Here is a 24,750-nt window from a genome sequence, read left to right as displayed (position 1 = left end):
GAGAAACGGGGCCGACGCGCGTCGGCCCCTGCTGCGCATCAGTCGCCGATGTATTCCATCGCCACGCGCTGCGTGAGCTTGGTGATCAGTTCGTAAGCGCTGATGCCGGTGCAGGCGGCGATGCGCTCGACCGGCAGCGCCTGGCCCCACAGCACCGCTTCATCCCCCACCTTATCGGCGGCGTCCGGCCCGAGATCGACCGAAATCATGTCCATCGACACCCGGCCGACGATCGGCACTTCGCGGCCGTTGATCAGGATCGGCGTACCGGTCGGCGCGCTGCGCGGATAGCCGTCGCCGTACCCCATCGCCACCACCCCGAGCCGGGTATCGCGCGGGCTTACCCAGGTGCCGCCGTAGCCGACCGCTTCGCCGGCCTTGTGCTCGCGCACCGCGATCAGGCTGGACTTCAGCGTCATCGCCGGCTGCAGCCCATGCTCGGCGCCGCTGCCGTTATCCAGCGGCGACACGCCGTACAGAATAATGCCGGGACGCACCCACTCGTTGTGGGCATCCGGCCACAGCAACGTGCCGCCGGACGCGGCGACCGAGCGTTGGCCCGGTTTGCCGCGCGCGAACTGCTCGAAGCAGGCGATCTGTTTCAGGGTGGCGTCGGATTCCGGCTCATCGGCGCGGCTGAAGTGGCTCATGATATTGACCGGCTGCGCCACGTTGCGGCAGGCGCACAGGCGCTGATAAAACGCTTCCGCCTGTTCGGGGCGCACCCCCAGCCGATGCATGCCGGTATCGAGCTTCATCCACACCGGCACCGGGCGCGCCAGCTCGGCCTGCTCCAGCGCTTCGAGCTGTTCGATGCTGTGTACCGCGGTTTCGATGTTGTTCGCCACCAGCACCGGCAGATCTTCGGCACAGAAGAAGCCTTCCAGCAGCAGGATCGGTTTGACGATGCCGCCGGAGCGCAGCATCAGCGCTTCGCCGATGCGCGCCACGCCGTAGCAGTCGGCGTCTTGCAGGGTATGTGCTGTTTCCAGCAGGCCATGTCCATAAGCGTTTGCTTTCACAACGGCAATCAGGCGGCTTTGCGGCGCCTGGCGGCGCACCTGTTGCAGATTATGTCGCAGAGCGCGGCGGTCGATTACAGCGGTTGCCGCTTTCATTTCAGTTCCTTAGCTGATTATTCGTCATCGTATTGTGGCCCCGCGTAGTTATCGAAACGCGACCACTGGCCGTTAAAGGTAAGGCGCACGGTGCCGATCGGGCCGTTACGCTGCTTACCGATAATAATTTCCGCGATCCCTTTCAGATCGCTGTTCTCGTGATACACCTCATCACGATAGATGAACATAATCAGGTCGGCATCCTGCTCGATAGAGCCGGACTCACGCAGGTCGGAGTTGACCGGGCGCTTATCGGCGCGCTGCTCCAGGCTTCGGTTCAGCTGCGACAGCGCCACCACCGGCACCTGCAGCTCTTTCGCCAGCGCCTTCAGCGAGCGCGAAATCTCGGCGATCTCCAGCGTACGGTTGTCGGACAGGGCCGGCACGCGCATCAGCTGCAGGTAGTCGATCATGATGAGGCTAAGCCCGTCGTGCTCGCGGAAAATGCGCCGCGCGCGCGAGCGCACTTCGGTCGGCGTCAGGCCGGAGGAGTCGTCGATGTACATGTTGCGCTTCTCCAACAGGATACCCATGGTGCTGGAAATGCGCGCCCAGTCCTCGTCGTCGAGCTGGCCGGTACGGATGCGCGTCTGATCCACGCGCGACAGCGACGCCAGCATACGCATCATGATCTGCTCGCCGGGCATCTCCAGGCTGAAGATCAGCACCGGTTTTTCCTGGGTCATCGCGGCGTTTTCGCACAGGTTCATGGCGAAGGTGGTTTTCCCCATCGAAGGACGGGCGGCGACGATGATCAGATCGGACTTTTGCATGCCCGCGGTTTTCTTGTTGAGATCCTGATAGCCGGTATCGACCCCGGTCACGCCGTCGTGCGGCTGCTGATACAGCTGCTCAATGCGCGACACGGTGTCTTCCAGAATACGCTCGATGCCCTTCGGGCCCTCGTCTTTGCTGGCGCGGTTCTCGGCGATTTGGAAGACGCGGGATTCCGCCAGATCGAGCAGGTCTTCGCTGCTGCGCCCCTGCGGATCGTAGCCGGCGTCGGCGATCTCGTTAGCCACCGAGATCATCTCGCGCACCACCGCGCGCTCGCGCACGATGTCGGCGTAGGCGCCGATGTTGGCGGCGCTCGGGGTGTTTTTCGACAGCTCGGCCAGGTAGGCGAAGCCGCCGACCGAGTCCAGTTCGCCCTTTTGTTCGAGCGATTCGGACAGGGTGATGAGGTCGATAGGCTTGCTCATCTCCAGCAGACGCTGCATCTCGGTAAAGATCAGGCGGTGCGGGCGGCTGAAGAAATCGTTGGCGACCACGCGCTCTGCCACGTTGTCCCAGCGCTCGTTATCCAGCATCAAACCGCCCAACACCGACTGCTCGGCCTCCAGCGAGTGCGGCGGCATCTTCAGCCCTTCCATCTGACGATCTCTGGAACGCTCTCTGGTTTCGTCCGCGTTTGTTTTGTTGGTTGGTTTTTTTCCTGCCATGAAACGTAGTCTTTATCCGGTTGCGAATGAAGGATCCTGACGCGAGAGTATACGTGATTTTTGCGCCATAACCGATGCAAAAAAGGTATTGAACCCCGCACGGGCAAACTGGATCTCCGAGACTAAAAAGAATAGGGTGAAATCAGACACTCCAACGAGGTAACGATATGGCCAAGCGCATTCAATTCTCCGCCACCGGCGGGCCGGAAGTCTTGCAATACGTTGATTTTACACCGCTCGATCCGGCTGCCGGGGAAGTGCAGATCGAGAACAAGGCGATCGGCATCAACTACATCGACACCTATGTGCGCAGCGGGCTGTACGCGCCGGCCAGCCTGCCGAGCGGCCTCGGCACCGAGGCGGCCGGCGTGGTGGTCAAGGTCGGCGCCGGGGTAAGCGCGATCAAACCGGGCGACCGGGTGGTGTATGCGCAGTCGTCGCTCGGCGCCTACAGCGAGATCCACAACGTGCCGGAAGAAAAAGTGGCGCTGCTGCCGCACAACCTCAGCTTTGAGCAGGGCGCCGCCTCTTTCCTCAAAGGGCTGACGGTGCACTACCTGCTGCGCCAGACTCACGAAGTGCAGCCGGGTGAAGTGTTCCTGTTCCATGCCGCCGCCGGCGGGGTTGGCCTTATCGCCTGCCAATGGGCCAAAGCGCTGGGTGCGCGCCTGATCGGCAGCGTCGGCTCCGACGAGAAGGCCGCCCTGGCGAAACAGGCCGGCGCCTGGGCCACCATCAACTACCACAAAGAGGATATCGCCCAGCGGGTGGCCGAGCTGACGCACGGCGAGAAGGTTGGCGTAGTGTACGATTCGGTGGGGCAAAGCACCTGGCAGGCCTCGCTCAACAGCCTGAAACGCCGCGGCCTGATGGTCAGCTTCGGCAATGCCTCCGGCCCGGTGACCGGCGTCGATCTGGCGCTGCTCAACCAGAAAGGATCGCTGTACGTCACCCGCCCTTCCCTCAACGGCTACGTCACCAACCGCGCCGAACTGCAGTACGCCAGCAACGAGCTGTTCTCGCTGATCGGCAGCGGCGCCATTCGGGTGGAGGTGAGAGACGAGCAGAAATTTGCGCTGGCCGACGCCCAGCGGGCGCACCAGGTGCTGGAAAGCCGCAGCACCAGCGGCTCCAGCCTGCTGATCCCCTGATAGCGGCAAAAGAAAAGGGCTCCTTGCGGAGCCCTTTCTGTTACTGCGTTTTGTAGGGGTAGAGCAGAGTCCGCCAGAGACAGGGGGGTTGCTTTAGCAACACGAATTTTGGTTGTCTCTCACGGTGATGAAATCGGTCGCATCACTGCATCGTCCCACATCCTAACAGCCCCGTTCGGCAAAAAACACGCTTTATGTGCCACATCGCCGGGGAAAACTGCCAAGCTGTGATCGTTGCCGCATTCGCGGTGCGAAAAATTGTGCAAGTTTCAGTGTGACTGTCTGATTATTCAGCAAAAAATCAGTAACGCCTGGCCTGCGGTTTCTGCATCGCGCGGTAAATCCATACCCCGACCACCGCCAAAATCAGCCACGGCAGCAGCTTGATGACCACCGCGAACAACCCGCCCACCAGCATGAACGCCGCCGCCGCCAACAGCGCAGCGAAGATCCCCAGCAGCGAGATGCCGGTCACCATCAGCATCACCACAAAGCCAATGAGAAAGAAGATTTCCAACATGATTGCTCCTTTGCAACTCAACGTATCTGCAGAGTGAACTACAAGAAGCGTGCCAGAACGGCGAAAGTGCTAACCTATTGAAAAAACGGGGCAGGCATCCGGCAACGCGCCGAATGCCTGGCGAAAAAGACTAACTGTTGGTCAAACTTTTTGTGGGTTACGCCATTTCGACACGCGGCTGACGCACCAGCGCCAGCGCCTGCTCCACCACCCGCGCATCGGCGCCCGGCTTGTGGGCGTTCTCGCTCAGGTGGCGACGCCACTGGCGCGCGCCCGGCACGCCCTGGAACAAACCGAGGATGTGGCGGGTGATGTGGCCGAGATAGGTGCCGTTGGACAGCTCGCGCTCGATATACGGATACAGCGCTTCGACGATCGCCACGCTGTCCGGCACTGCGGTCTGCGCGCCGAACAGTTCGCTGTCGACCCGCGCCAGGATGCCCGGATTCTGGTACGCCTCGCGCCCCATCATCACGCCGTCCAGATGCTGCAGGTGCTGCCGCGCCTCCTCCAGCGTTTTCACCCCGCCGTTGATGGCGATGGTCAGCGCCGGGAAATCCCGCTTCAGCTGATAAACGCGCGGGTAGTCCAGCGGCGGCACTTCGCGGTTCTCTTTCGGGCTGAGGCCGGAGAGCCAGGCCTTGCGCGCGTGAATGGTGAACATGTCGCACTCGCCGCGCCGGGCGACGGTCTCGATAAAGTCGCACAGGAAGGCGTAGCTGTCCTGATCGTCGATGCCGATGCGGGTCTTCACCGTCACCGGGATCGACACCGCGTCGCGCATCGCCTTGATGCAGTCGGCGACCAGCGTCGCCTGCCCCATCAAACAGGCGCCGAACATGCCGTTTTGCACGCGATCGGACGGGCAACCGACGTTGAGGTTAATCTCGTCGTAACCGCGCTGCTCCGCCAGTTTGGCGCAGTGCGCCAGCGCGGCCGGATCGCTGCCGCCCAGCTGCAGCGCCACCGGATGCTCTTCTTCGCTGTAGGCCAGGTAGTCGCCTTTGCCGTGGATGATCGCGCCGGTGGTCACCATTTCGGTGTACAGCAGCGTTTCCTTGGTCAGCAGGCGGTGGAAGTAACGGCAATGACGATCGGTCCAGTCGAGCATCGGCGCGATGGAGAAACGATTGGCGGCGTAGGTTGGGGCGTGGTTGTCTTTCGTCATGCTGAGTTACTGGCTACCTGAGTCTGTCTGGGTTCAACGAACGGCGCGCGGCCGCAAACGGCTATTATAACGACAATCGGCGCCGTTGGGAAAACCGGCTTGCCGGCGGCGTAAATAAGTGGGAGTAAGGCGAATAATTTCACTCGTTCAAGTTTTATCACTACGGGCGCACACGACGCCTCTGCCTTGAAGACACGACCATGAAAAGCTTCGTTAAACACCTGGATGGCCGGCTGTCTGCTGTTTTCCGGTGCGGCGCTGACGATGGGTGGCGACGGCAGCAATCAAACCCCGCCTACCTGTCCAAGAGGCCAGGTCTACGACAGCAAAACCCAGACCTGCATGGTGGATAAAGGCGGCAGAATCGGCGACGCAGACCGCACCAGCTATGCCTATGCGCTGGCGAAAAGCGGCCGCTATCAGGAAGCGATCGATGTACTCAACACGCTGAAAGATCCCAGTACCGCCGTCGCACTGAATTATCGCGGCTATGCCACGCGCAAACTTGGCCGCACCGATGAGAGGATCGGCTATTATTTAAAATTAGCCGCCCTCGTGCCGAAATCCCCTAAAGTGCACGAGTACCTGGGGGAAGCCTATATGCTGAAAAGCCGGCCCGATCTGGCAGCGGCCATCGTTCACCAACCGGAATCTTGATCAGATGCACCTGCGGAGGTGACTATCAGCGGCGGTGCGATACGCGATGAACTCGGCCACTATCTTTTCCGCCTGTGGTGCTATGCTCAGGAACGCGCTACGCAATTCCCCCAGTTCATACCTGAATCGCTGGTTGTTTTCCATCTTGCACCCCATCTGGCCCAATGAAGTTCGCGCCCAGCATCTTCGCCAAGGGCAAGGCTGCATGGCGGCGGAAGAGCTTGGCGATGCAGACAACGGTGAACAGCCGGTCTGGTTCAATGAAGTGATGCGGCATGTCAGCCGACTGCCATCGGCTCAGCACAACTCGCTGTTTCTGGTGTATGGGTTATCCTACCGGGAAGCAGCAAAGTGCTGGCGGCCGCACGTCTGGCATTGGCCGATGACCGACAGCGGCGAACCGACAATTTGCACCATTAAGGAGAGCCATCCTCCCCCCCTTTCCCCGCACTCGCCGATAAACCGCAGGCCGCCAATCCGTGTTGAGCGCCCTATTCCAACGTGCGGATAACCTGGCACGGCTGCGCTAGCGAGGCTTATTGTTCGTTGCCCAAAGAACCAAAAGATAACAATGCCCAGAACTGGTTACCTTTACCATTGTAAATATTCTGACACTATTGTTTTATTACCGCCAAAAGAAAAGTTAAGGATATTCCTAAAAAAAAGAAAATACTGGAAAATTTACATTCGCCACCTTAACATAGGTGCTATTTATTTACATTTGTCATTATTTAATTGCTGACGCAAGCATATATATATTTAGTTACTTAAAGTTAATTTATAAATCTCGTTCAAACAGAATGGTCAGAAATAAATTATCTAACACTATTAGTTATAAGAGCAACCATTGTTGATAGCTAACTACCCCAGCAGGAAAGCAACGACATACGTCAACCAAGGGAGCTTCTAGCAATACAAAACATTTGTATACCTGAGTTGAGTTCAAGCGTTCAGGATGAAATTAAGCTTTTAAATTCAATCAACTGAAATCACTAACATAACCATTAAAAAGGCAATCATGAAGAAATTAGAATCATTGCAGTACGCTAGGGCGATAGCAGCAATGCTTGTCGTCATAGACCATACTGTAACGCAATTCTCACTCTACCAATCTACAGGTGTTGACTTTATTGATACAATGTTAAAGAAAACAATAAACATGGGCAACATAGGTGTATATGTTTTCTTTGCCATTAGTGGTTATATAATGTCCTACACGACAAAAAATAAAAATTTTGATATTTTATATGCTAAAATATTTATACAAAAAAGAATAAAGAGGATATATCCTTTATATTGGATATATCTTTCGATATTTATTGCACTATGGGCTGTCGGCTTGGCTATGCGCTCCCATCATTATAGTTTTTCTCAAATAATATACTCATACATCCTAATACCTTATGGTGTAACTGATGATAAAATAACGCCACCAGTCTTGACTCAAGCGTGGACATTAAGATACGAAATGTTCTTTTATATAACATTTGGATTTTTTATAATGTTAAGAATAAATAAAAAAACAATGCCAATGTTACTACTCGTATTCTTTTCAACATTAGTCGTACTCTCACAATCCAATCTATTTCCATTAGCCGAACTAAATATATTTTTCTCAAATTGGCTACTTTTGCTTTTCGTGGCGGGGATATTATTAGAAAAAAACCAAGGCATTATAACTCAACTATTGACAAAAACAAAAAATCATACACTATGGATAATTACAACCCTACTTATACTAATAGCTACCTACGTTGAAAAACCAGTTATTATAGACTACTTATTAAGCATATTGATACTGATTTTTATCTTGCCAATTGATCAAGGAAGGAAAAGCCTCTTAAAAATTGGCGATGCTTCATATACAATATATTTGAGTCACTCATTCATAGTTTTAGCTTACGGGATTATATCAAAAAACACCTCAAGTATGTGGATATGTCTAATTACAGGTTTATTATCAGTACTTGCCTCTGCAGTTTTAGGCATATTCCTGTATGAGAAAATAGAAAAAAGAATACATCGTTAACTGAAAGGAAAATGATTGATAGCCATTTAAATTAAGTGGCTATCATCCTTATTAATATATCCTTCCGTCAAACAACCCCATAACACAGCCAACATTAAACCACAAAAAAATCAGAAACAAAAAAGACAACATCAAGCAATATAGCCAATAAGAATATTATTAATTAACAAATCACTGCACACTTAAAAATTTATTACCACAGATTATATCATTTTGCTGCACTGCAAATTCTACATTTCCAACGTTGCCCACATATCTTGCAGCACATCTAGATCGGTTTTCATCGCGGCTGTTGTACACCTGGCCGCTTAACAGCTTCTCTCTTTCCGTCATCGCACAAGGCTCCTGCTCATCACGCGGGTGAAGCGCGTTATACCGCTCTCGCCCGCCGCTCTCCAGCGCTAAAACCGGCAATGTTGATTTGTCGCCCTGCGGCGGGGAAAAGTTGTGATGCATCTCTCTTTTAGCGCACTCTGCGCGCCTTTCCCTGCGCAATCCTCAGGGGAAAAGGGGGCAACTCTCGGCGATTCGCCGTAATCATGGTAAAATCGGCTTTTTTACGTACCGGGATATTTGCGATGAACTCAACCACCCAGGAAAAGCTGCTGGCGCAGGCGGAACGCCTCTGCCAGCAACGCAATGTGCGATTGACGCCGCAGCGGCTGGAAGTGCTGCGTCTGATGACTCAGCAACCCGGTGCAATCAGCGCTTATGACCTGCTCGATCTGCTGCGCGTCGCCGAACCGCAGGCCAAGCCGCCGACGGTCTATCGCGCGCTGGATTTTCTGCTGGAGCAAGGGTTTATCCATAGAGTGGAATCCGCCAACAGCTACGTGCTGTGCCACCATTTCGAACAGCCGATGCACACATCCGCACTGTTTATCTGCGACCGCTGCGGCCAGGTGACCGAACGCACCACCGAAGGCGTAGAGGAAACGCTGCAGAAGCTGGCGCAGGAAGCCGGATTTGCGCTGCGGCACAGCGTGGTGGAAGCGCACGGTCTGTGCGCCGGCTGCGTGGAGGTTGAGGCTTGCGACAGCAAGCATGACTGCGCCGAACACGATCACAGCATCGCCATCAAGAAGAAGTAAGACGAAGTCAGGTACCTCCCTGTACCTGCGGCCGGGGCGCCAGAGGATGAGAGCGACGCCGGCCTGCGCTGGGCAAGCCGCCTTCAATGGCGGCCCTGCAAATTACCAGCGGTGTTTGGTGTGTTCTTCCCAGGCCTTCACCTCTTTCTCGGCCGCCTCTTTCTGGTAACCGTAGCGCTCCTGGATTTTGCCGACCAGCTGTTCGCGTTTCCCTTCGATGACCGTCAGATCGTCATCGGTCAGCTTGCCCCATTTTTCCTTCACTTTGCCTTTCAGCTGCTTCCAGTTACCGTCGGCTTGATCTTTATTCATAGTCTCTCCGTTAACCTGTGGTGAATCAGTGATCCCTGTCGCCGGCCGGGGTTAACCAGAAATTTTTCTGGCTGATGCTCCCTTCACCTTAAGGAGCACCGTTCCCCTTCATTTACCAGCCACATGATTCATTCTAGTTAAACGTGGAAATAAAAAAGCCAAAACACAGAACAAAAAACCATTAACTGACAAAATAAAAACAAAAAACGCCAGCAAACAACGAACTAACGCGAACGGGGCCAGGCTGAAAACATGTAAGCAAACATGACAGAAAACATAAGAAAAACTAACCATTACCCCAACAGAATGCCCGGGTTAATGTGCGGTAAACCAGCTGCCGCGCACCTGGTGGCGGTGCCAAATCCAGCCTAACGCCACGCCGCGCAACGTCAGAAACACCGCCAGCGCTAGCCAAAGCCCGTGGTTGCCAAGCAGCGGCACGCTGAACAGCGTCAGACCATACCCTGCCGCAGCCACCGCCATGCTGTTACGCATCTCGGCGCCGCGCGTGGCGCCGATAAACATGCCGTCCAGCAAATAGCACCACACCCCGACCAGCGGCAGAATGACCTGCCACGGTAAATAATGGGCAGCCAACGCACGCAGCTCCGGCAAGGAGGTCAACGCCGCCACGATCTGCTGGCCGGTAACGGCATACGCCAGGCCGAAGGCCAACGCGACCAGCCCCGCCTGCCTGCAGGCCGCGTGCCACACCTTACGCAGTTGGCTATCGTCCCGGGCGCCGTAGGCGTGGCCCGAATGAGCCTCCACCGCATAAGCGAAGCCGTCGAGCGCATAGGCGGTGAACGTCAGCAGATTCATCAATACCGCATTGACCGCCACCACCTCGCTCCCCAGGCGAGCGCCGAAAATGGTCAGCGACGCAAAGCACAGTTGCAGCAACAGTGAACGCAGCATGATGTCGCGGTTGAGCGCCAGCAGGCGACGCAGATCGCCGCGCCAGGCCTGGCGTAGCATCGGCAGGGTAATACCGCGCAGGCGCATCACCCGCCACGCCAGCCACAGGCCGAGCAACAGCGTGGCGTATTCGGCGATGGCGGTGGCCGCCGCCGCCCCTCGCACGTTCCAGCCCAGGCCCATCACCAGCCAGATATCCAGTACGATATTCAGCAGGTTGCCGACGATCAGCAGGATCACCGGCGCCCGCACGTACTGCACGCCGAGCAGCCAGCCCAGCAGCACCAGATTGGCCAGCGCCGCCGGGGCGCTGAGCCAGCGGATCTCAAGAAAACGCCGCGCCTGTTCCAGCACTTCGCCATCGCCACCGACAATCCGCAGCGCCAGTTCGATCAGCGGATAACGCAGCAGGACGATCGCCGCTCCGGCCAGCAGCGCCAACAGCAGCGGTTGCATAAAGGCGCGCGCCAGCGCCTGCGGGTTCTGTGCCCCCAGCGCCTGCGCCGCCAGGCCGGTGGTGCTCATGCGCAGGAACAACAGCAGCATGAACAGGAAGCTGGTCGCCACCGCGCCGATCGCCACGCCCCCCAGATAGATCGGGCTGTCGAGGTGGCCGATCACCGCAGTGTCCACCAGCCCGAGCAGCGGCACGGTAATATTGGAGAAAATCATCGGCAGGGCCAGGCGCCACAGAGCTTTATCGGTGTCGCTGGTAAAGGCGGAAATCAAGCGCATGATGAGACGTTCCCGTAGCGGTGGCGAATGGCAAGGTCAGAAACAAAAACGCCCCAGAACAGGGGCGATTGATACAGGAGGCGGCACTGAGGGTGCGACGATTAAATCCAGTCGCCGTTGCGGATCACGCCGACCGCCAGCCCTTCGATAGTGAAATTCTGCTGACGCAGATCGACCACGATAGGTTGGAATTCGTTGTTCTCCGGCAGCAGTTCAACCACGTTGCCGTGCTTTTTCAGGCGCTTGACCGTCACTTCGTCTTCGATGCGCGCCACCACGACCTGGCCATTGCGCACGTCTTGCGTTTTGTGTACCGCCAGCAGATCGCCATCCAGAATGCCGATGTCGCGCATCGACATGCCGTTCACCCGCAGCAGGAAATCGGCGCTCGGTTTAAACAGGGAAGGATCCACCTGGTAGTGCCCTTCGATGTGCTGCTGCGCCAGCAGCGGCTCGCCGGCGGCGACGCGGCCGATCAGCGGCAGCCCCTCTTCTTCTTCCATCAGCAGGCGGATACCGCGCGAAGCACCGGAGACGATTTCGATCACGCCTTTGCGTGCCAGCGCCTTCAGGTGTTCTTCGGCGGCGTTAGGCGAACGGAACCCCAGACGCATCGCGATCTCGGCACGCGTTGGCGGCATGCCCGTTTGCGAAATGTGCTCGCGAATCAGGTCGTAGACCTCTTGCTGTCTGGTAGTTAGTGCTTTCATTCCGCCCCCTGTTTGTTTATACAGTCTTGCTGTGAGTATATACAGGTAAGCGCGGATTGGGAACCGAAGATTAAATAAAAATCAGTCAGTAGGCGCTTTTCGTCAGCCGAAGTGCTGCCATAAGACCGTGCCCCAAACGAACAGCGCCAGCACGATCGCCAGCGACACCGCCGCCGATCCCATGTCCTTGGCCCGGCCGGACAGCTCGTGATGTTCGCTGCCGATGCGATCCACCACCGCCTCGATCGCGCTGTTCAGGATCTCGACGATCATCACCAGCGCTACCGATCCGATCAATAAAATGCGCGCTATCGCACCCACATCCAGCCAGACAGCCAGTATGATAGCCAGGAGGGTGACCACCAGTTCCTGGCGGAACGCCGCTTCGTGTTGCCAGGCGGCGGAAAGCCCTTTATAGGAATAGCCGGCGGCCTTGATGATGCGGGTCAGGCCGGTTGCTTGGTTTGCCATGTTTTCGTGCCTTTCTCAGAGGTCGGTCATAATAAAAAGAGTCTAGAACAGTCCGCGCTGACGGCTCTCGGATTTCGAACACCACAGATCTGCTACCCGGTTTCTGGTATGCTTGCGGCGCATTGCTAACAAGAGGCTTCACGTTGTTATGTCAGGTTGGCGTAAAATTTATTATAAAATATTGAATTTACCACTTAAATTGTTGGTAAGAAGTAAGGTCATCCCTTCAGATCCGGTTACCGAGCTAGGGTTGGATCCCTCACGGCCGATTTTGTATGTTTTACCTTACAATTCCAAGGCGGATTTGCTGACGCTGCGCACCCAGTGCCTGGCGCAGGATCTGCCCGATCCGCTCAACTCGTTGGAGATCGACGGCACCGTGCTGCCGAGCTACGTGTTCATTCACGACGGCCCGCGCGTGTTCCGCTATTACACCCCGAAAGAAGAGTCGGTAAAGCTGTTCCACGACTATCTGGATCTGCATCGCAGCAATCCGGATCTCGACATTCAGATGCTGCCGGTTTCGGTGATGTTCGGCCGCTCGCCGGGCCGCGAAGGCCACGGTACGCCGTACCTGCGTCTGTTGAACGGCGTGCAGAAATTCTTCGCCGTGCTGTGGCTCGGCCGCGACAGCTTCGTGCGTTTCTCCAACACCGTTTCGCTGCGCCGCATGGCCACCGAACACGGAACGGATAAAACCATCGCGCAGAAACTGGCGCGCGTGGCGCGCATGCACTTTTCGCGTCAGCGCCTGGCCGCCGTGGGCCCGAGCCTGCCGGCCCGTCAGGATCTGTTTAACAAGCTGTTGGCGTCCAAAGCGATCGAAAAAGCGGTCGAGGACGAAGCGCGCAGCAAGAAGATCTCACACGAGAAGGCCCAGCAAAACGCCATCGCGCTGATGGAAGAGATCGCCGCCGATTTCTCCTACGAAACCGTGCGCCTGTCCGACCGCGTGCTGAGCTGGACCTGGAACCGGCTGTATCAGGGCATCAACGTCACTAACGCCGAGCGCGTGCGCCAGCTGGCGCAGGACGGCCACGAGATCGTCTACGTGCCCTGCCACCGCAGCCACATGGACTATCTGCTGCTGTCCTACGTGCTGTATCACCAGGGCCTGGTGCCGCCACACATCGCCGCCGGCATCAACCTCAACTTCTGGCCGGCCGGCCCGATCTTCCGTCGCCTGGGCGCGTTCTTCATCCGCCGCACCTTCAAGGGCAACAAGCTGTACTCGACGGTGTTCCGCGAATACCTCGGCGAGCTGTTCACCCGCGGTTACTCGGTGGAATACTTCGTGGAAGGCGGCCGTTCCCGCACCGGGCGCCTGCTGGAGCCGAAGACCGGCACCCTGTCGATGACCATCCAGGCGATGCTGCGCGGCGGCACCCGTCCGATCACGCTGGTGCCGATTTACATCGGTTACGAGCACGTGATGGAAGTGGGTACCTATGCCAAAGAGCTGCGCGGCGCCACCAAGGAAAAAGAGAGCCTGCCGCAGATGCTGCGCGGCCTGCGCAAGCTGCGCAACCTGGGCCAGGGTTACGTCAACTTCGGCGAACCGCTGCCGTTGACGGCTTACCTCAACCAGAACGTGCCGCAGTGGCGCGAGTCGATCGATCCGATCGAAGCCCAGCGCCCAAGCTGGCTGACGCCGACGGTCAACGATCTGGCCGGCCAGATCATGGTGCGCATCAACAACGCCGCCGCGGCCAACGCCATGAACCTGTGTTCCACCGCGCTGCTGGCCTCGCGTCAGCGTTCGCTGACCCGCGAGCAGCTGATCGAACAGCTCGAGTGCTACCTGCAGCTGATGCGCAACGCGCCTTACGCGCGTGACGTCACCGTGCCGACGCAAACGCCGGACGAGCTGCTGGATCACGCGCTGAACATGAACAAGTTCGAGGTGGAGAAGGACAGCATCGGCGACATCATCATCCTGCCGCGCGAGCAGGCGGTGCTGATGACCTATTACCGCAACAACATCCACCACCTGCTGGTGCTGCCGTCGCTGATCGCCAGCATCGTGATGCATCACCGCCGGGTATCGCGCGCCGAGCTGCTGCGCCAAATCGGCATGATCTATCCGATGCTGAAAGCCGAGCTGTTCCTGCATAACGACAAGGAACAGCTGCCGGAGGTGCTGCGGCCGGTGATCGACGAGCTGATCCGTCAACAGCTGATCTGCGACAAAGGCGACGAGCTGGTGCTGAACCCGGCGCGCATTCGCCCGCTGCAGCTGCTGGCCGCCGGGGTGCGCGAAACCCTGCAACGCTACGCCATCACCATGTCGATCCTCAGCGCCAACCCGAGCATCAACCGCGGCGCGCTGGAGAAAGAGAGCCGCATCATGGCGCAGCGTCTGTCGGTGCTGCACGGCATCAACGCGCCGGAATTCTTCGACAAGGCGGTGTTCTCCACCCTGGTGGCAACGCTGCGCGAAGAAGGCTATATCAACGACAGCGGCGATGCGATCCGCGAGCACACCCTCGAGGTGTACAACATGCTGAGCGATCTGATCACGCCGGAGATCAAGCTGACCATCGAAAGCGTCAACATGCCGGAAGAGACCAACGCCCTGCCGCAACCCGATGCGGAAGAAGAGAAAGACGAGTGATTTCGCCCGGCGCGGAAACACAAAAGGCACCCTCGGGGTGCCTTTTTTCTTGCGGAAGGGAAGCGTTACGTCGGCAGATAGCTCAGCGCGATGCCGATGAACACCACCAGCCCCACATAGTTGTTCTGCAGGAAGGCCTTGAAGCAGGCCTCGCGCTCGCGGCCGGCGATCTGTTTCTGCTGGTGAATGAACAGCGCGCCCGCCAGCAGCAGCGACCAGTAAAACGCCCCGCCGAGCTGCGCCAGATAACCGACCCACACCAGCAGCAGCAGCGTCGCGAACTGCAGCAGCCCGACGATCAACTTGTCATAACGGCCGAACAGGATAGCGGTGGATTTGATGCCGATCTTCAGGTCATCGTCGCGGTCGACCATCGCATACAGCGTATCGTAGGCCACCGTCCAGCAGATGTTGGCCAGCAGCAGCAGCCAGCAGCTGAGCGGCAGCGATTCGCTGACCGCCGCATAGCCCATCGGAATGCCCCAGCCGAACGCGGCGCCCAGCACGAACTGCGGCAGGTTGGTCACCCGCTTCATAAACGGGTACGCCCAGGCCAGCGCCAGCGCCGCCAGCGACAGCCAGATGGTCATAGCATTCAGCGTCAACACCAGGCAGAACGAGATCAGCACCAGCACCACGAACAGCACCTTGGCCTCTTTCGCGCTCACCCGGCCGCTCGGCATCGGCCGCCCGGCGGTGCGTTTCACGTAGCCGTCCACCGCGCGATCGGCGTAATCATTCACCACGCAGCCGGCGGCGCGCATCAGGAACACGCCGAGCACGAACACCAGCAAAATCGACAGCGGTGGCACGCCTTTCCCGGCCAGCCACAGCGCCCACAGCGTCGGCCACAGCAGCAACAGCGTGCCGATCGGTTTATCAATGCGCATCAAATGGCTGTAAGCCCGCCATTTACTTTGAGTCACGCTTCCCTCCAAGGTCTTGCTCTCCTCTCTTATGCAGGAACCGCTGAATACAGCGGCGAAGCCGGTAAAAACAGTTCGGTCAGCAACAGCGGTTTGCCCGCCAGCCGCAGCCGTGAACGGCGCGCCCACAGCGCGTCCTGTCGGCCGATATGGATATAGTCGCGGGTCAGCTCGCCGCTGCTGAACAGGTAGCGCCCCAGCGGCAGCGTGCCCAGATCCACCAGCGCCTGGTCGGGGCCGGTCAGCGTATTTTCCGGGATCACCGTGCGCCCCAGCAGCCAGGGCTGGTCATCGCCCAGCAGCACCACTTCGCGCAGCCAGTAGCGCGGGCTGTCGGGCAGGTGCTTCGCCTCGTCGCCCAGCGCCTCGCGCGTGACGAAGCATTCGCGCTGCGGTTCGACGCGCACCTGGGCGCAATGGCGTTCAAATCGGCGGGTCATGGAGCCTAACTCCATCAGCCAGTCGCTGACGGTGGCGGGCGCCGGAGGATCCTGTTCGGACAACCACTCCAGCGGCGGCAGGATGGAATCCCTGATGCCAGACATTGCTTTACTCCTCGCCTGAACCGCAGCCGGTACGGCGCGCCAGACGATACAAACTGTTAACAGGCCCCCATTGTAGCGCAGAAATGCGAAAGCGGCAGGCTGATTCGTGGCGAAAACGGCAGGCCTATCGGCCGGAAAAACCGGGGTTCTGTCATCTTTTTGCCATCCGTATTCTCTATCTTCGTTCCCCGGCACGATGACGATTTTGTGATCGCCTGCAAAGTTTCATCTTTGTCGCGTTGTTTTATCTACGCGCGTAGATACTCTGACACCGCAGCGTTGAATCGCCATGCGTCCGACATCATTTGTCGGCACACCTTTGTTGCCGGCACCAGGGAAACCATCTTTAACCGCGCCCCTCCAGGCGCAGAAAAAAAGAGGATAGCACCGTCATGAGCGAAACAACGCTTGCCACTCCACAGACCGCCGACGCCGCGCTGGCGGCCGATGAACGCCTGGCAACCAAAGAGGGGCGCAGCCAATTTTGGCGCGCCACCTTCTCCTGCTGGCTCGGCACCGCCATGGAATACGTCGACTTCGCGCTGTACGGCCTGGCGGCCGGCATGGTGTTCGGCGATGTGTTCTTCCCCGAGGCCACGCCGCTGGTCGCTCTGCTGGCCAGCTTCGCCACCTACTCAGTCGGTTTCGTCGCGCGGCCGATCGGCGCGCTGGTGTTCGGCTGGATCGGCGATCGCAAAGGCCGCCGCGTAGTGCTGATCACCACCGTGGCGCTGATGGGCATTTCCACCACGCTGATCGGCCTGATCCCGTCCTATGCGCAAATCGGCGTCTGGGCGCCCACCTGCCTGGTGATCCTGCGCTTCGCGCAGGGGTTCGGCGCCGGCGCGGAGCTGTCCGGCGGCGCGGTGATGCTGGCGGAATACGCGCCGGCCAAGCGGCGCGGGCTGGTGGCCTCGATCATCGCCATCGGCTCCAACAGCGGCACCCTGCTGGCGTCGCTGGTATGGCTGCTGGTGCTGCAACTCGACAAGGAAGATCTGATGAGCTGGGGCTGGCGCATTCCGTTCCTCGCCAGCATTCTGATCGCCGGGGTGGCGCTGTACCTGCGCCGTCACGTGCGCGAAACGCCGGTGTTCGAGCGCGAGCTGCAACAAAACCACCAGCGCATGCTGGACGCCGCTCAGGCCGCGCCGGACTCACGCAGCTACCTGCAGCGCACCAAAGCGTTCTGGGTGATGCTCGGCCTGCGCATCGGCGAAAACGGCCCCTCCTATCTGTGCCAGGGCTTTATCGTCGGCTACGTCGCCAAGGTGCTGATGGTCGATAAATCGGTGCCGGCGCTGGCGGTGCTGATCGCCTCGCTGTGCGGTTTTCTGGTGATCCCGCTGGCCGGCTGGCTGTCCGATCGCTTCGGCCGCCGCGTCACCTACCGCTGGTTCTGCCTGCTGCTGGTGCTGTACGCCTTCCCGGCGTTCTGGCTGCTCGACAGCCGTGAACCGGCGATCGTCATCTCGGTGATCGTGGTCGGCATGTGCATCGCATCGCTGGGGATCTTCGGCGTGCAGGCGGCCTACGGCGTCGAACTGTTCGGCGTGAAGAACCGCTACTCCAAGATGGCGTTCGCCAAGGAGCTCGGCTCGATCCTCTCCGGCGGCACCGCGCCGCTGATCGCCACCGCGCTGCTCTCCGGCTTCGGTCACTGGTGGCCTGTCGCCGCCTATTTTGTTGTAATGGCGGGCATCGGCTTAATCACCACCTTCTTTGCTCCCGAAACCCGCGGCCGCGATCTCAACCTGCCGCAGGATGCCGCGTAGCGAGAAGGCGAACAGGATCTCAATTTGGATAATCACTCCGCGCGACGCGTTACCCGCGCCGACGTGGCCCGCGTAGCGGGCACCTCCGTCGCCGTGGTCAGCTACGTGATCAACAACGGCCCGCGCCCGGTGGCGGAAGCCACCCGGCTGCGCGTGCTGGCGGCGATCGAGCAGACCGGCTACCGGCCGAACGACATCGCGCGGGCGCTGGCCTCCGGCAGCACGCAAACCTACGGGCTGGTGGTGCCGGATATTTCCAACCCGTTCTTCGCCACTCTGGCGCGGGCGCTGCAGCAGGAAGCCTTCAGCCGCGGCCGCGTGCTGCTGCTGGGCGATGCCGGCGACGATCGTCAGCGCGAGTATGAGCTTATCAACAACCTGCTGCGCCGCCAGGTCGACGGCCTGCTGTACACCAGCGTCGATCGCCACCCGTGGTTCGATCTGATCCGCGCTTCCGGCACCCCCTGCGTGATGATAGACACCATCGACAGCCAGGCCGGCGTCTGCGCCATTCGCGTCGACGAACGCGACGCCGCCTGCCAGGCGACCCGCCATCTGCTGCAGCACGGCTATCGCGACATCGGCATTTTTATCGGTCCGCTGACCATGCTCAACGCGCAGGATCGCCTGAACGGCTGGCGCGATGCGCTGCTGGAGGCGGGCATCGCGCCACGCGACGCGTGGATTTTCGAAGCGCCCTACACCCGCCAGGGCGGTTACCAGGCCACCCAGCGCCTGGTGCAAGGCCCGCGCCCGCGCGCCGTTTTCACCTCCAACGAGCAGCAGGCGCTCGGCTGCCTGTCGGCGCTGGCGGAGCATGGGCTGCGCGCGCCGGACGATCTGGCGCTGATCTGTTTTAACGGCACGCAACAATCCGAATTCAGCGTGCCGCCGCTCAGCGCGGTCGAGCAGCCGATCGACGCCATGGCCAAGCGGGCCATCGCCATGCTGGCCGCCGGCGCCGCGCCCGCCGAGCTGCATGAATTCGCTTTTCAACTGCGCATCCGCCGTTCGTGCGGCTGTTAGCGGTTTTTCAGGACACCTTATATGCGTTTAATCATTGATTGCGATCCCGGCAACGGCGTTCCCGGCGCCAACGTCGACGACGGCCTGGCGCTGGCCCTGGCGCTGGCGGCCAAACCGCAGCTGCAGCTGGAGTTGATCAGCATCGTGGCCGGCAACACCCCGCGTGAAGTGGGCTTCGCCGTCGCCACCGATCTGCTGGCGCAGAGCGGCTATCAGGTGCCGGTCGCCCTCGGCGCGGCGCGCGCCCTGAGCGAACCGCCGGAGCCGTGGCGCGCACACCTGGACCGCCCGATCGCCGATCCTAAGCTGGCGGCGCTGTGGCGTGACCTGCCCGCGCCCTCGCTGGCCAACGCGCCCGCGCCGGACGCCGCCATCGCCATCGGCGAACTGATCTGCCGGCATCCCGGCGAGATCACGCTGGCGGCGATCGGCCCGCTGACCAACGTTGCGCACGCCATGCAGCTTTACCCGCAGATGGCGCAGGCGGTGAAAGAGATCGTGATCATGGGCGGCGTGTTCAACGTTGAGGGATATATCAAGGACACCAATTTCGGCCTGGATCCGGAAGCGGCGCGGCTGGTGTTGAACAGCGGCGCCGCTATCACGCTGGCGCCGCTGGATGTCACCACTCAGACCATGCTGACCCAGGCGGATCTGGCCGCGTTGACCCAGCCGGATACCCCGCTGTGCCGCTATTTGCGCGCCACGACGCAGCCGTGGATCGACTATTCGCGCCATACGCGGCGCCTGCCGGGCTGCTGGATCCATGATGCGCTGGTGATCGCCTGGCTGCTGGCGCCGCAGCTGGTCACCACCGAGATGTTTCATGTGGATGTGGCGCTGGAAGGGGCGTTGACGCGCGGCAGCTCACGCCGCTGGCGGCCGGACAGCCTGCGCCTGACGGTCGGCATGCCGGCGCCGCAGGGCAAGCCGGTGCGCGTCATGCAGCAGGTGGACAACGCCCGTCTGCTGGCGTTGATCGGCGCAACGCTGGCCCGCGGATGAAAAAAGGTGCGCCAAAGCGCACCAATCATCGAGCCAGCATCGGCAGCGCCGGGTGTTACCCCTTGCCTTTAACGCTGCTGATAAACGTTTTACGCGCGGTGGTCGAGCCCAGTTTCTCGGCCTCATTCATCAGCTTCAGCGCCTTGTCGATATCGCCCGCCTTCACCGCCTGCTTGATGCCGTTATTGAAGTAGCTTTCGGTATCGTTGAGCATCGGCTCCGCCGGTTTCTCCGGCGCAGGCGCAGGCGCCGCCACGGCGGCCGGTGCGGTCGAGCCCACCACCACCGGCGCCACGGTCGGCGCAGGCTGCAGCATGCCGATCATCACGTTGCCGGTGCCCTGTTCCGCGGTGACCTTAAGCTTCAGCGTGCCGGTCGTCGCGTGGCCGGCGATCGGATCCGGGATATCCGGCACCGCGTTGCCCACGCCCTGCGCATAGGCCTTGGCCGGGTTGGTCAGCTGCGTGGTTTTCGCCAAGTCCTGGCGGGTGGTGTACACCAGCAGGTAAATCTGTTTTTGACCGAGCGCCGGCGTCAGTTTCAGCGTGCCTTCGAGGCGATCGGAGGACATCGCCCCCGGCGGCTGATACGGGAAATAGCTGCTCGGGTAATACGCCGCCGGGCGCAGATGCTCGTCCAGCACCAGCACGCTCGGCGCGTACAGCGAATTGTTTTTGGCGAGGCTGCTCAGCGTCACTTCCAGCGAACCGCGATCGGCCGGCAGCGTATAGGCGGCGATCGCTCCCTGAATCTCGCCCTGATTGAGCTGCGGGCTGACGGCGTCGAGCTTCACCTCTTGCGACACCGGCGGCTGCAGCGGCTGCCACGGCAGGCTTTGCAGCGTGGCGGCGCTGATGGCCGGCGCGACGGAAACGTTGGCCGGCGTGTCGGCGTTGGCCGCCAAAGGCGCGCCGACGGTCAGCGCCAGCGACAGGCAGAGTGACAGCAGATTCTTTTTCATCGTTATATCCTCTTTCAGCGCCGCGGCGGATCAGGCAAGAGATCCGGCCGCGGCGAATGCGGTTGGGGGAGAGCCGATAGCCCTCCCCGCCCTGTCGTCGTTACCACCAAATTTCCATCTGGGCGCCGAAGGTGACTTCGTCATCCTTGCCGCGGCTGAAGGTATGCATGCTGGTGTCGTTGTAAGCGGTGCCGGTGTTATACCCGGTGTCGTCACCGGTGGCGTAGCCCCACTTCTCATCCCACTTGGCGTAGGTGGCGAACAGGCGGATGGCCGGACGCGACCAGATGCTGTTGCCCGCCTGCCACTGCTGCGCCAGGGTCACTTTATACTGGCCGTTGCGATCGCCGGTGCGTTGGGATTTGACGTTGTCATAGCCGGCTTCCAGCAGGGTGCTCATGATCGGCGTCCATTTGTACATCGGGCGCACGCCCACGGTGTACCAGGTGGTGCCGTTGTTGTTATCGCGGTCGATGTCCTGGAACATGGCGACGTACATCAGCGCCCATTGATCGTTGAAGTCGATGGCGCCGTGATCCAGCACGCGGATCATCTTGCCGTTGTTATCGATGGTGGCGCCTTCGTTGCGGCCGTTGTTCTGCGAGGTCATCGAGTCGGTGGCGTACTGCAGCACGAATTTGTTGTAGCCGCTCAGGATGCTCTGCGTGTGTTCCGCGGTGAACATCCAGCCGTCTTTGCTGGCGCCGTCGGCCAGGCGATAGTTATCCTGCGCATTGGCGCGGCCGTAGTCCACGCCCAGCTCCAGGGTGCCGCCCGGGTTCAGCTCCAGGCCGGCCAGACGCAGGTCGAAGGTGTCGTTGACGGTTGGGCGCTGTTTCCATTCGTTATCCAGGTAGCCGTAAGAGCCGCCGGATTCGGAGTTGCGGGTCACGGCGGCGGACAGCTTGCCGAAGCCCAGATCGATGTTTTCCAGACCGGCGCCCGGGCCGGAGATATCCCAGTAGTAGAAGTCGATCATGTGAACGTCATGACGCTGATAGAAGCGCTTACCGGCCCACAGCGTGGAGCCCGGCAGCCAGTCGATCAGGTTTTTACCCTGCACGTTGACTTCGCGGAAGCCCGGGGTCACGTCTTCCCAGTCGGAACGTTGCGAGACCGAATAGGCCAGGTTGGTGTCGAAATAGAAGCTCTTGTCGCCTTCTTTCCACACTTCCTGCCCCAGTTTCAGTTCGGCGTAGGTTTCGCATTCGTTGCCGAGACGGTATTTGCTCGCGGCACCGGTGGCCTTGAAGCACTGTTGCTCACCGCCGCTGCCGGTCCAGCCGATGCCGGAACGGGCGTAACCGTGAAAATCCACGGCCAGCGCCTGGGTAGAGAGAACACCGGCGGCGACAGCCAGTGCCAGAGGAAGTTTGCGCAGAGTAGTCATCATTATTCTCCTGTTATACCGACTTTGATGCTTTAAACGCCCGGCTCCTGGTGCAGCCGTTTACATGCCGTACCGTCTTCACGGAACAGGTGGCAACGATGAGGCGGCAGGCCGATGGCGAATGTGGCACCTTCTTCTACCAGCACCACGTCATTCTGGCGGTACACCAGGTTTTGACGGATGGCCGGGATTTGGATGTGGATTTGCGTCTCGTTGCCGAGCTGCTCCACCACCTGTACGTCGCCGGTAAGCCGCACTTCTGAGGCTTCGCCGGGCAGCAGATGTTCAGGGCGAATGCCCAGTGACAGGTTGGCGCCGGGCTGAACGCCCTCACCTTCCACCGGCAGCCAGACCAACTGGCGGTTGGGCAGTTCGACCTGCACCTGTTGCGGCTGCGCCGCGGTCACCTTGACCGGCAGGAAGTTCATCTTCGGCGAGCCGATAAACCCGGCGACGAAGCGGTTGGCCGGGTAGTGATACAGCTCCAGCGGCTTGCCGACCTGCGCCACGCGACCGGCGTCGAGCACCACGATCTTGTCGGCCAGCGTCATCGCTTCAACCTGATCGTGGGTGACGTAAATCATGGTGCGCTGCAGGCGCTTGTGCAGACGGGAAATCTCGATGCGCATCTGCACCCGCAGCGCGGCGTCGAGGTTGGACAGCGGTTCGTCGAGCAGGAACACGTCCGGCTCGGCCACCAGCGTGCGGCCGATCGCCACGCGCTGACGCTGCCCGCCGGACAGCGCCTTCGGCCGCCGATCGAGCAGGTGCGCCAGCTGCAACACCTCGGAAACCTGATTCACCCGTTGATTGATTTCCGCTTTCCTGGCGCCGGCCAGCTTCAGGCCGAACGACATGTTGTCCGCCACCGACAGGTGCGGATACAGCGCGTAGGACTGGAATACCATGCCGATGCCGCGCTCGGAAGGCGGCACCTCATTCATGCGTTTATCGCCGATCAGCAGGTCGCCGGAGGTGATGTCCTCCAGCCCGGCGATCATGCGCAGCAGCGTCGATTTACCGCAGCCCGACGGCCCGACAAACACCACAAACTCGCCGTCTTCGATGGTTAGATTGACGTCTTTGGAAATCACGGCCTCACCGAAGGCCTTATAAACGCTGCGCAGTGTCACGCTAGCCATGCGTTACTCCCCTGCTTTCGCAGTTAACATGTCGTGTGAAAATGGCGGAGGCAAAGCCCGCCAAAACCCATTGATGACCCTCTTGCTGCGCGCCGTGCTGCCATGCCAACGGCAAGGTCGCCTCAGACGGCGCGGCCGCCTGAGTATAAGGCTGCAGGTTTATCAGCGCTTCAAGGCATTGATCCTGATGGGTAATAAGTAAGCGCACCATGCCGTCCCGCTGGCTGATCGCGTTCAATTCGCCGCGCTGGATGAGCGGCGAACGGCGCAGGGCCAACAGCGCCTGGCAGTAACGTAAGGTGGAGTGGCTGTCGTGCTGTTGGCGGCTGATGGCCAATGCGCGGTGTTCGATCGCCACCTGTTGATACCAGCTGATTTCGCCGGCGGTGACCTGTTCGGGGGCTTCATGCCACGGCATCGGCGTTTGCGCGCCGCGCGGATCCTGCAGCCCGGCGGCATGCGGCAGCCCCAGCTCCTCGCCCTGGTACAGGCAGATCGGCGCCGGCAACATCGCCAACAGCGTCAAAAAGGCGGCGGCGGAACGCAGGTCGCCCTGCCCCCAGCGGCTGACCACTCTTGGCTGATCGGCGTCGCCGGTGCTCCACAGGCTGTCCGCCAACGTGGCGCGGCGGGCGTGCAGCACCGCCACCAGCTTCTCCGCGCTGAACGGCATCACGTCCAGCGCCAGCGCGCCGTGGACGAACCGCTGTGGCGCGACGGCATTGCGAACGCGGTTGGCTTCATCGCCGTACCACAGCGTCAGCCCTTCGGCCGTCACCGTCGTCTCGGCCTCCGGCGCCAGCGTCTGCGGCAGCAACAGGCCGTCGATCGACAGCGCTTTCAGGTACGGCAGCGCCGCCAGCATGCCGTGCGCGTCGCCCACGCCGTCCCCGTTTCCGTCACGGAAACTGGCCGGATGGATCCGGTACAGGGTGGGCTGAGTGGCGATAGGCATTGACGACATAAATCCGGTATCCCTGCTGCGCGTGGCGTTAAAAATCAATGGGCCGATAGTGCGGGAGTCGCCGGAAAGGGTAATCATCC

24 protein-coding genes are annotated in these 24,750 nt (G+C 60.0%); 8 read left to right on the top strand and 16 right to left on the bottom strand.

Annotated features, from left to right (window positions below):
* Positions 1-38: 38 nt before the first annotated feature.
* Together alr and dnaB are read right to left on the bottom strand one after the other, a co-directional pair.
* Positions 39-1,118, bottom strand: coding sequence for an alanine racemase (gene alr / locus ACJ8PI_RS16575; RefSeq protein ID WP_039569648.1), 1,080 nt, complete (start codon positions 1,116-1,118; stop codon positions 39-41).
* Between the two features lie 17 nt (positions 1,119-1,135).
* Positions 1,136-2,560, bottom strand: a complete 1,425-nt coding sequence (dnaB, locus tag ACJ8PI_RS16570; protein ID WP_025160134.1) for a replicative DNA helicase — start codon at positions 2,558-2,560, stop codon at positions 1,136-1,138.
* A gap of 167 nt (positions 2,561-2,727) precedes the next feature.
* On the opposite strand from dnaB, the gene ACJ8PI_RS16565 reads away from it, so the two are divergent.
* Positions 2,728-3,711 (top strand): quinone oxidoreductase, encoded by a 984-nt coding sequence (locus tag ACJ8PI_RS16565; protein WP_033654713.1) that lies wholly within the window; start codon positions 2,728-2,730, stop codon positions 3,709-3,711.
* A gap of 301 nt (positions 3,712-4,012) precedes the next feature.
* Here ACJ8PI_RS16565 and pspG read toward each other — a convergent pair whose 3' ends face one another.
* Both pspG and dusA read right to left on the bottom strand, forming a co-directional pair.
* Positions 4,013-4,231 carry an envelope stress response protein PspG gene (gene pspG / locus ACJ8PI_RS16560; protein ID WP_033636200.1) on the bottom strand — a complete coding sequence of 73 codons (219 nt, stop codon included), beginning with the start codon at positions 4,229-4,231 and terminating at the stop codon, positions 4,013-4,015.
* Between the two features lie 157 nt (positions 4,232-4,388).
* Positions 4,389-5,399, bottom strand: coding sequence for a tRNA dihydrouridine(20/20a) synthase DusA (dusA, locus tag ACJ8PI_RS16555; RefSeq protein WP_164134856.1), 1,011 nt, complete (start codon positions 5,397-5,399; stop codon positions 4,389-4,391).
* Between the two features lie 225 nt (positions 5,400-5,624).
* Here dusA and ACJ8PI_RS16550 point away from each other — a divergent pair, with 225 nt between their 5' ends.
* Positions 5,625-6,056 carry a tetratricopeptide repeat protein gene (locus tag ACJ8PI_RS16550; protein ID WP_249263195.1) on the top strand — a complete coding sequence of 144 codons (432 nt, stop codon included), beginning with the start codon at positions 5,625-5,627 and terminating at the stop codon, positions 6,054-6,056.
* Between the two features lie 115 nt (positions 6,057-6,171).
* Here the strand turns inward: ACJ8PI_RS16550 and ACJ8PI_RS16545 are convergent, their stop codons facing one another.
* Positions 6,172-6,333: a hypothetical protein gene (locus ACJ8PI_RS16545; protein WP_160909115.1), complete on the bottom strand. Its 162-nt coding sequence runs from the start codon at positions 6,331-6,333 to the stop codon at positions 6,172-6,174.
* A gap of 741 nt (positions 6,334-7,074) precedes the next feature.
* Between ACJ8PI_RS16545 and ACJ8PI_RS16540 the strand changes: the two genes are divergently transcribed.
* Positions 7,075-8,085: an acyltransferase family protein gene (locus ACJ8PI_RS16540; RefSeq protein WP_164134857.1), complete on the top strand. Its 1,011-nt coding sequence runs from the start codon at positions 7,075-7,077 to the stop codon at positions 8,083-8,085.
* A gap of 171 nt (positions 8,086-8,256) precedes the next feature.
* On the opposite strand, the gene ACJ8PI_RS16535 is transcribed toward ACJ8PI_RS16540, so the two are convergent.
* Positions 8,257-8,541, bottom strand: coding sequence for a hypothetical protein (locus ACJ8PI_RS16535; RefSeq protein WP_164134858.1), 285 nt, complete (start codon positions 8,539-8,541; stop codon positions 8,257-8,259).
* 122 nt (positions 8,542-8,663) lie between these two features.
* Here ACJ8PI_RS16535 and zur point away from each other — a divergent pair, with 122 nt between their 5' ends.
* Entirely contained in the window at positions 8,664-9,176 is a 513-nt protein-coding gene (zur, locus tag ACJ8PI_RS16530; RefSeq protein ID WP_015379223.1) for a zinc uptake transcriptional repressor Zur, read from the top strand.
* A 102-nt stretch (positions 9,177-9,278) separates the two neighbouring features.
* On the opposite strand, the gene ACJ8PI_RS16525 is transcribed toward zur, so the two are convergent.
* The 4 genes from ACJ8PI_RS16525 to ACJ8PI_RS16510 form a co-directional block, all read right to left on the bottom strand.
* A complete protein-coding gene (locus ACJ8PI_RS16525) occupies positions 9,279-9,488 on the bottom strand; it encodes a CsbD family protein (protein ID WP_033636203.1) in 210 nt (69 codons plus the stop codon).
* A 315-nt stretch (positions 9,489-9,803) separates the two neighbouring features.
* A complete protein-coding gene (gene dinF, locus ACJ8PI_RS16520; RefSeq protein WP_033636205.1) occupies positions 9,804-11,141 on the bottom strand; it encodes an MATE family efflux transporter DinF in 1,338 nt (445 codons plus the stop codon).
* 101 nt (positions 11,142-11,242) lie between these two features.
* Entirely contained in the window at positions 11,243-11,851 is a 609-nt protein-coding gene (lexA, locus tag ACJ8PI_RS16515; protein WP_004936736.1) for a transcriptional repressor LexA, read from the bottom strand.
* A gap of 102 nt (positions 11,852-11,953) precedes the next feature.
* The gene (locus ACJ8PI_RS16510) at positions 11,954-12,322 is read right to left on the bottom strand and encodes a diacylglycerol kinase (RefSeq protein ID WP_015379225.1); all 369 of its coding nucleotides are present in this window, start codon (positions 12,320-12,322) and stop codon (positions 11,954-11,956) included.
* Between the two features lie 148 nt (positions 12,323-12,470).
* Here ACJ8PI_RS16510 and plsB point away from each other — a divergent pair, with 148 nt between their 5' ends.
* Positions 12,471-14,936, top strand: a complete 2,466-nt coding sequence (gene plsB / locus ACJ8PI_RS16505; RefSeq protein ID WP_164134859.1) for a glycerol-3-phosphate 1-O-acyltransferase PlsB — start codon at positions 12,471-12,473, stop codon at positions 14,934-14,936.
* Positions 14,937-15,001: 65 nt separating this feature from the next.
* Here plsB and ubiA read toward each other — a convergent pair whose 3' ends face one another.
* A complete protein-coding gene (gene ubiA / locus ACJ8PI_RS16500) occupies positions 15,002-15,874 on the bottom strand; it encodes a 4-hydroxybenzoate octaprenyltransferase (protein ID WP_033636207.1) in 873 nt (290 codons plus the stop codon).
* Positions 15,875-15,891: 17 nt separating this feature from the next.
* Complete coding sequence (ubiC, locus tag ACJ8PI_RS16495) at positions 15,892-16,407, bottom strand: chorismate lyase (protein ID WP_033654717.1); 516 nt, start codon at positions 16,405-16,407, stop codon at positions 15,892-15,894.
* Positions 16,408-16,799: 392 nt separating this feature from the next.
* On the opposite strand from ubiC, the gene ACJ8PI_RS16490 reads away from it, so the two are divergent.
* From ACJ8PI_RS16490 to ACJ8PI_RS16480, 3 genes are read left to right on the top strand one after another with little or no spacing between them, the layout of a single operon-like run.
* The gene (locus ACJ8PI_RS16490) at positions 16,800-18,182 is read left to right on the top strand and encodes an MFS transporter (protein ID WP_033654718.1); all 1,383 of its coding nucleotides are present in this window, start codon (positions 16,800-16,802) and stop codon (positions 18,180-18,182) included.
* A gap of 24 nt (positions 18,183-18,206) precedes the next feature.
* Positions 18,207-19,208 carry a LacI family DNA-binding transcriptional regulator gene (locus ACJ8PI_RS16485; RefSeq protein WP_033649706.1) on the top strand — a complete coding sequence of 334 codons (1,002 nt, stop codon included), beginning with the start codon at positions 18,207-18,209 and terminating at the stop codon, positions 19,206-19,208.
* Positions 19,209-19,229: 21 nt separating this feature from the next.
* Positions 19,230-20,213 (top strand): nucleoside hydrolase, encoded by a 984-nt coding sequence (locus ACJ8PI_RS16480; RefSeq protein ID WP_039569666.1) that lies wholly within the window; start codon positions 19,230-19,232, stop codon positions 20,211-20,213.
* Positions 20,214-20,268: 55 nt separating this feature from the next.
* Here the strand turns inward: ACJ8PI_RS16480 and malM are convergent, their stop codons facing one another.
* The 4 genes from malM to ACJ8PI_RS16460 all read right to left on the bottom strand — a co-directional run bounded on the left by malM (position 20,269) and on the right by ACJ8PI_RS16460 (position 24,670).
* The gene (gene malM / locus ACJ8PI_RS16475) at positions 20,269-21,174 is read right to left on the bottom strand and encodes a maltose operon protein MalM (protein ID WP_033636212.1); all 906 of its coding nucleotides are present in this window, start codon (positions 21,172-21,174) and stop codon (positions 20,269-20,271) included.
* 100 nt (positions 21,175-21,274) lie between these two features.
* Entirely contained in the window at positions 21,275-22,567 is a 1,293-nt protein-coding gene (locus ACJ8PI_RS16470) for a maltoporin (protein WP_133160409.1), read from the bottom strand.
* Positions 22,568-22,596: 29 nt separating this feature from the next.
* A complete protein-coding gene (gene malK / locus ACJ8PI_RS16465) occupies positions 22,597-23,706 on the bottom strand; it encodes a maltose/maltodextrin ABC transporter ATP-binding protein MalK (protein WP_049211617.1) in 1,110 nt (369 codons plus the stop codon).
* Positions 23,699-24,670 carry an alpha-amylase family glycosyl hydrolase gene (locus ACJ8PI_RS16460; protein WP_164134860.1) on the bottom strand — a complete coding sequence of 324 codons (972 nt, stop codon included), beginning with the start codon at positions 24,668-24,670 and terminating at the stop codon, positions 23,699-23,701. The genes malK and ACJ8PI_RS16460 overlap by 8 nt, the downstream gene beginning before the upstream one ends.
* Between the last annotated feature and the right edge of the window lie 80 nt (positions 24,671-24,750).

The organism is Serratia sp. CY82433 (genome assembly GCF_052166535.1).
GTDB classification, from domain to species: domain Bacteria; phylum Pseudomonadota; class Gammaproteobacteria; order Enterobacterales; family Enterobacteriaceae; genus Serratia; species Serratia sarumanii.
Note: the sequence above shows the minus strand (reverse complement) of the source record. Positions and strands in the feature narration are given on the sequence as shown.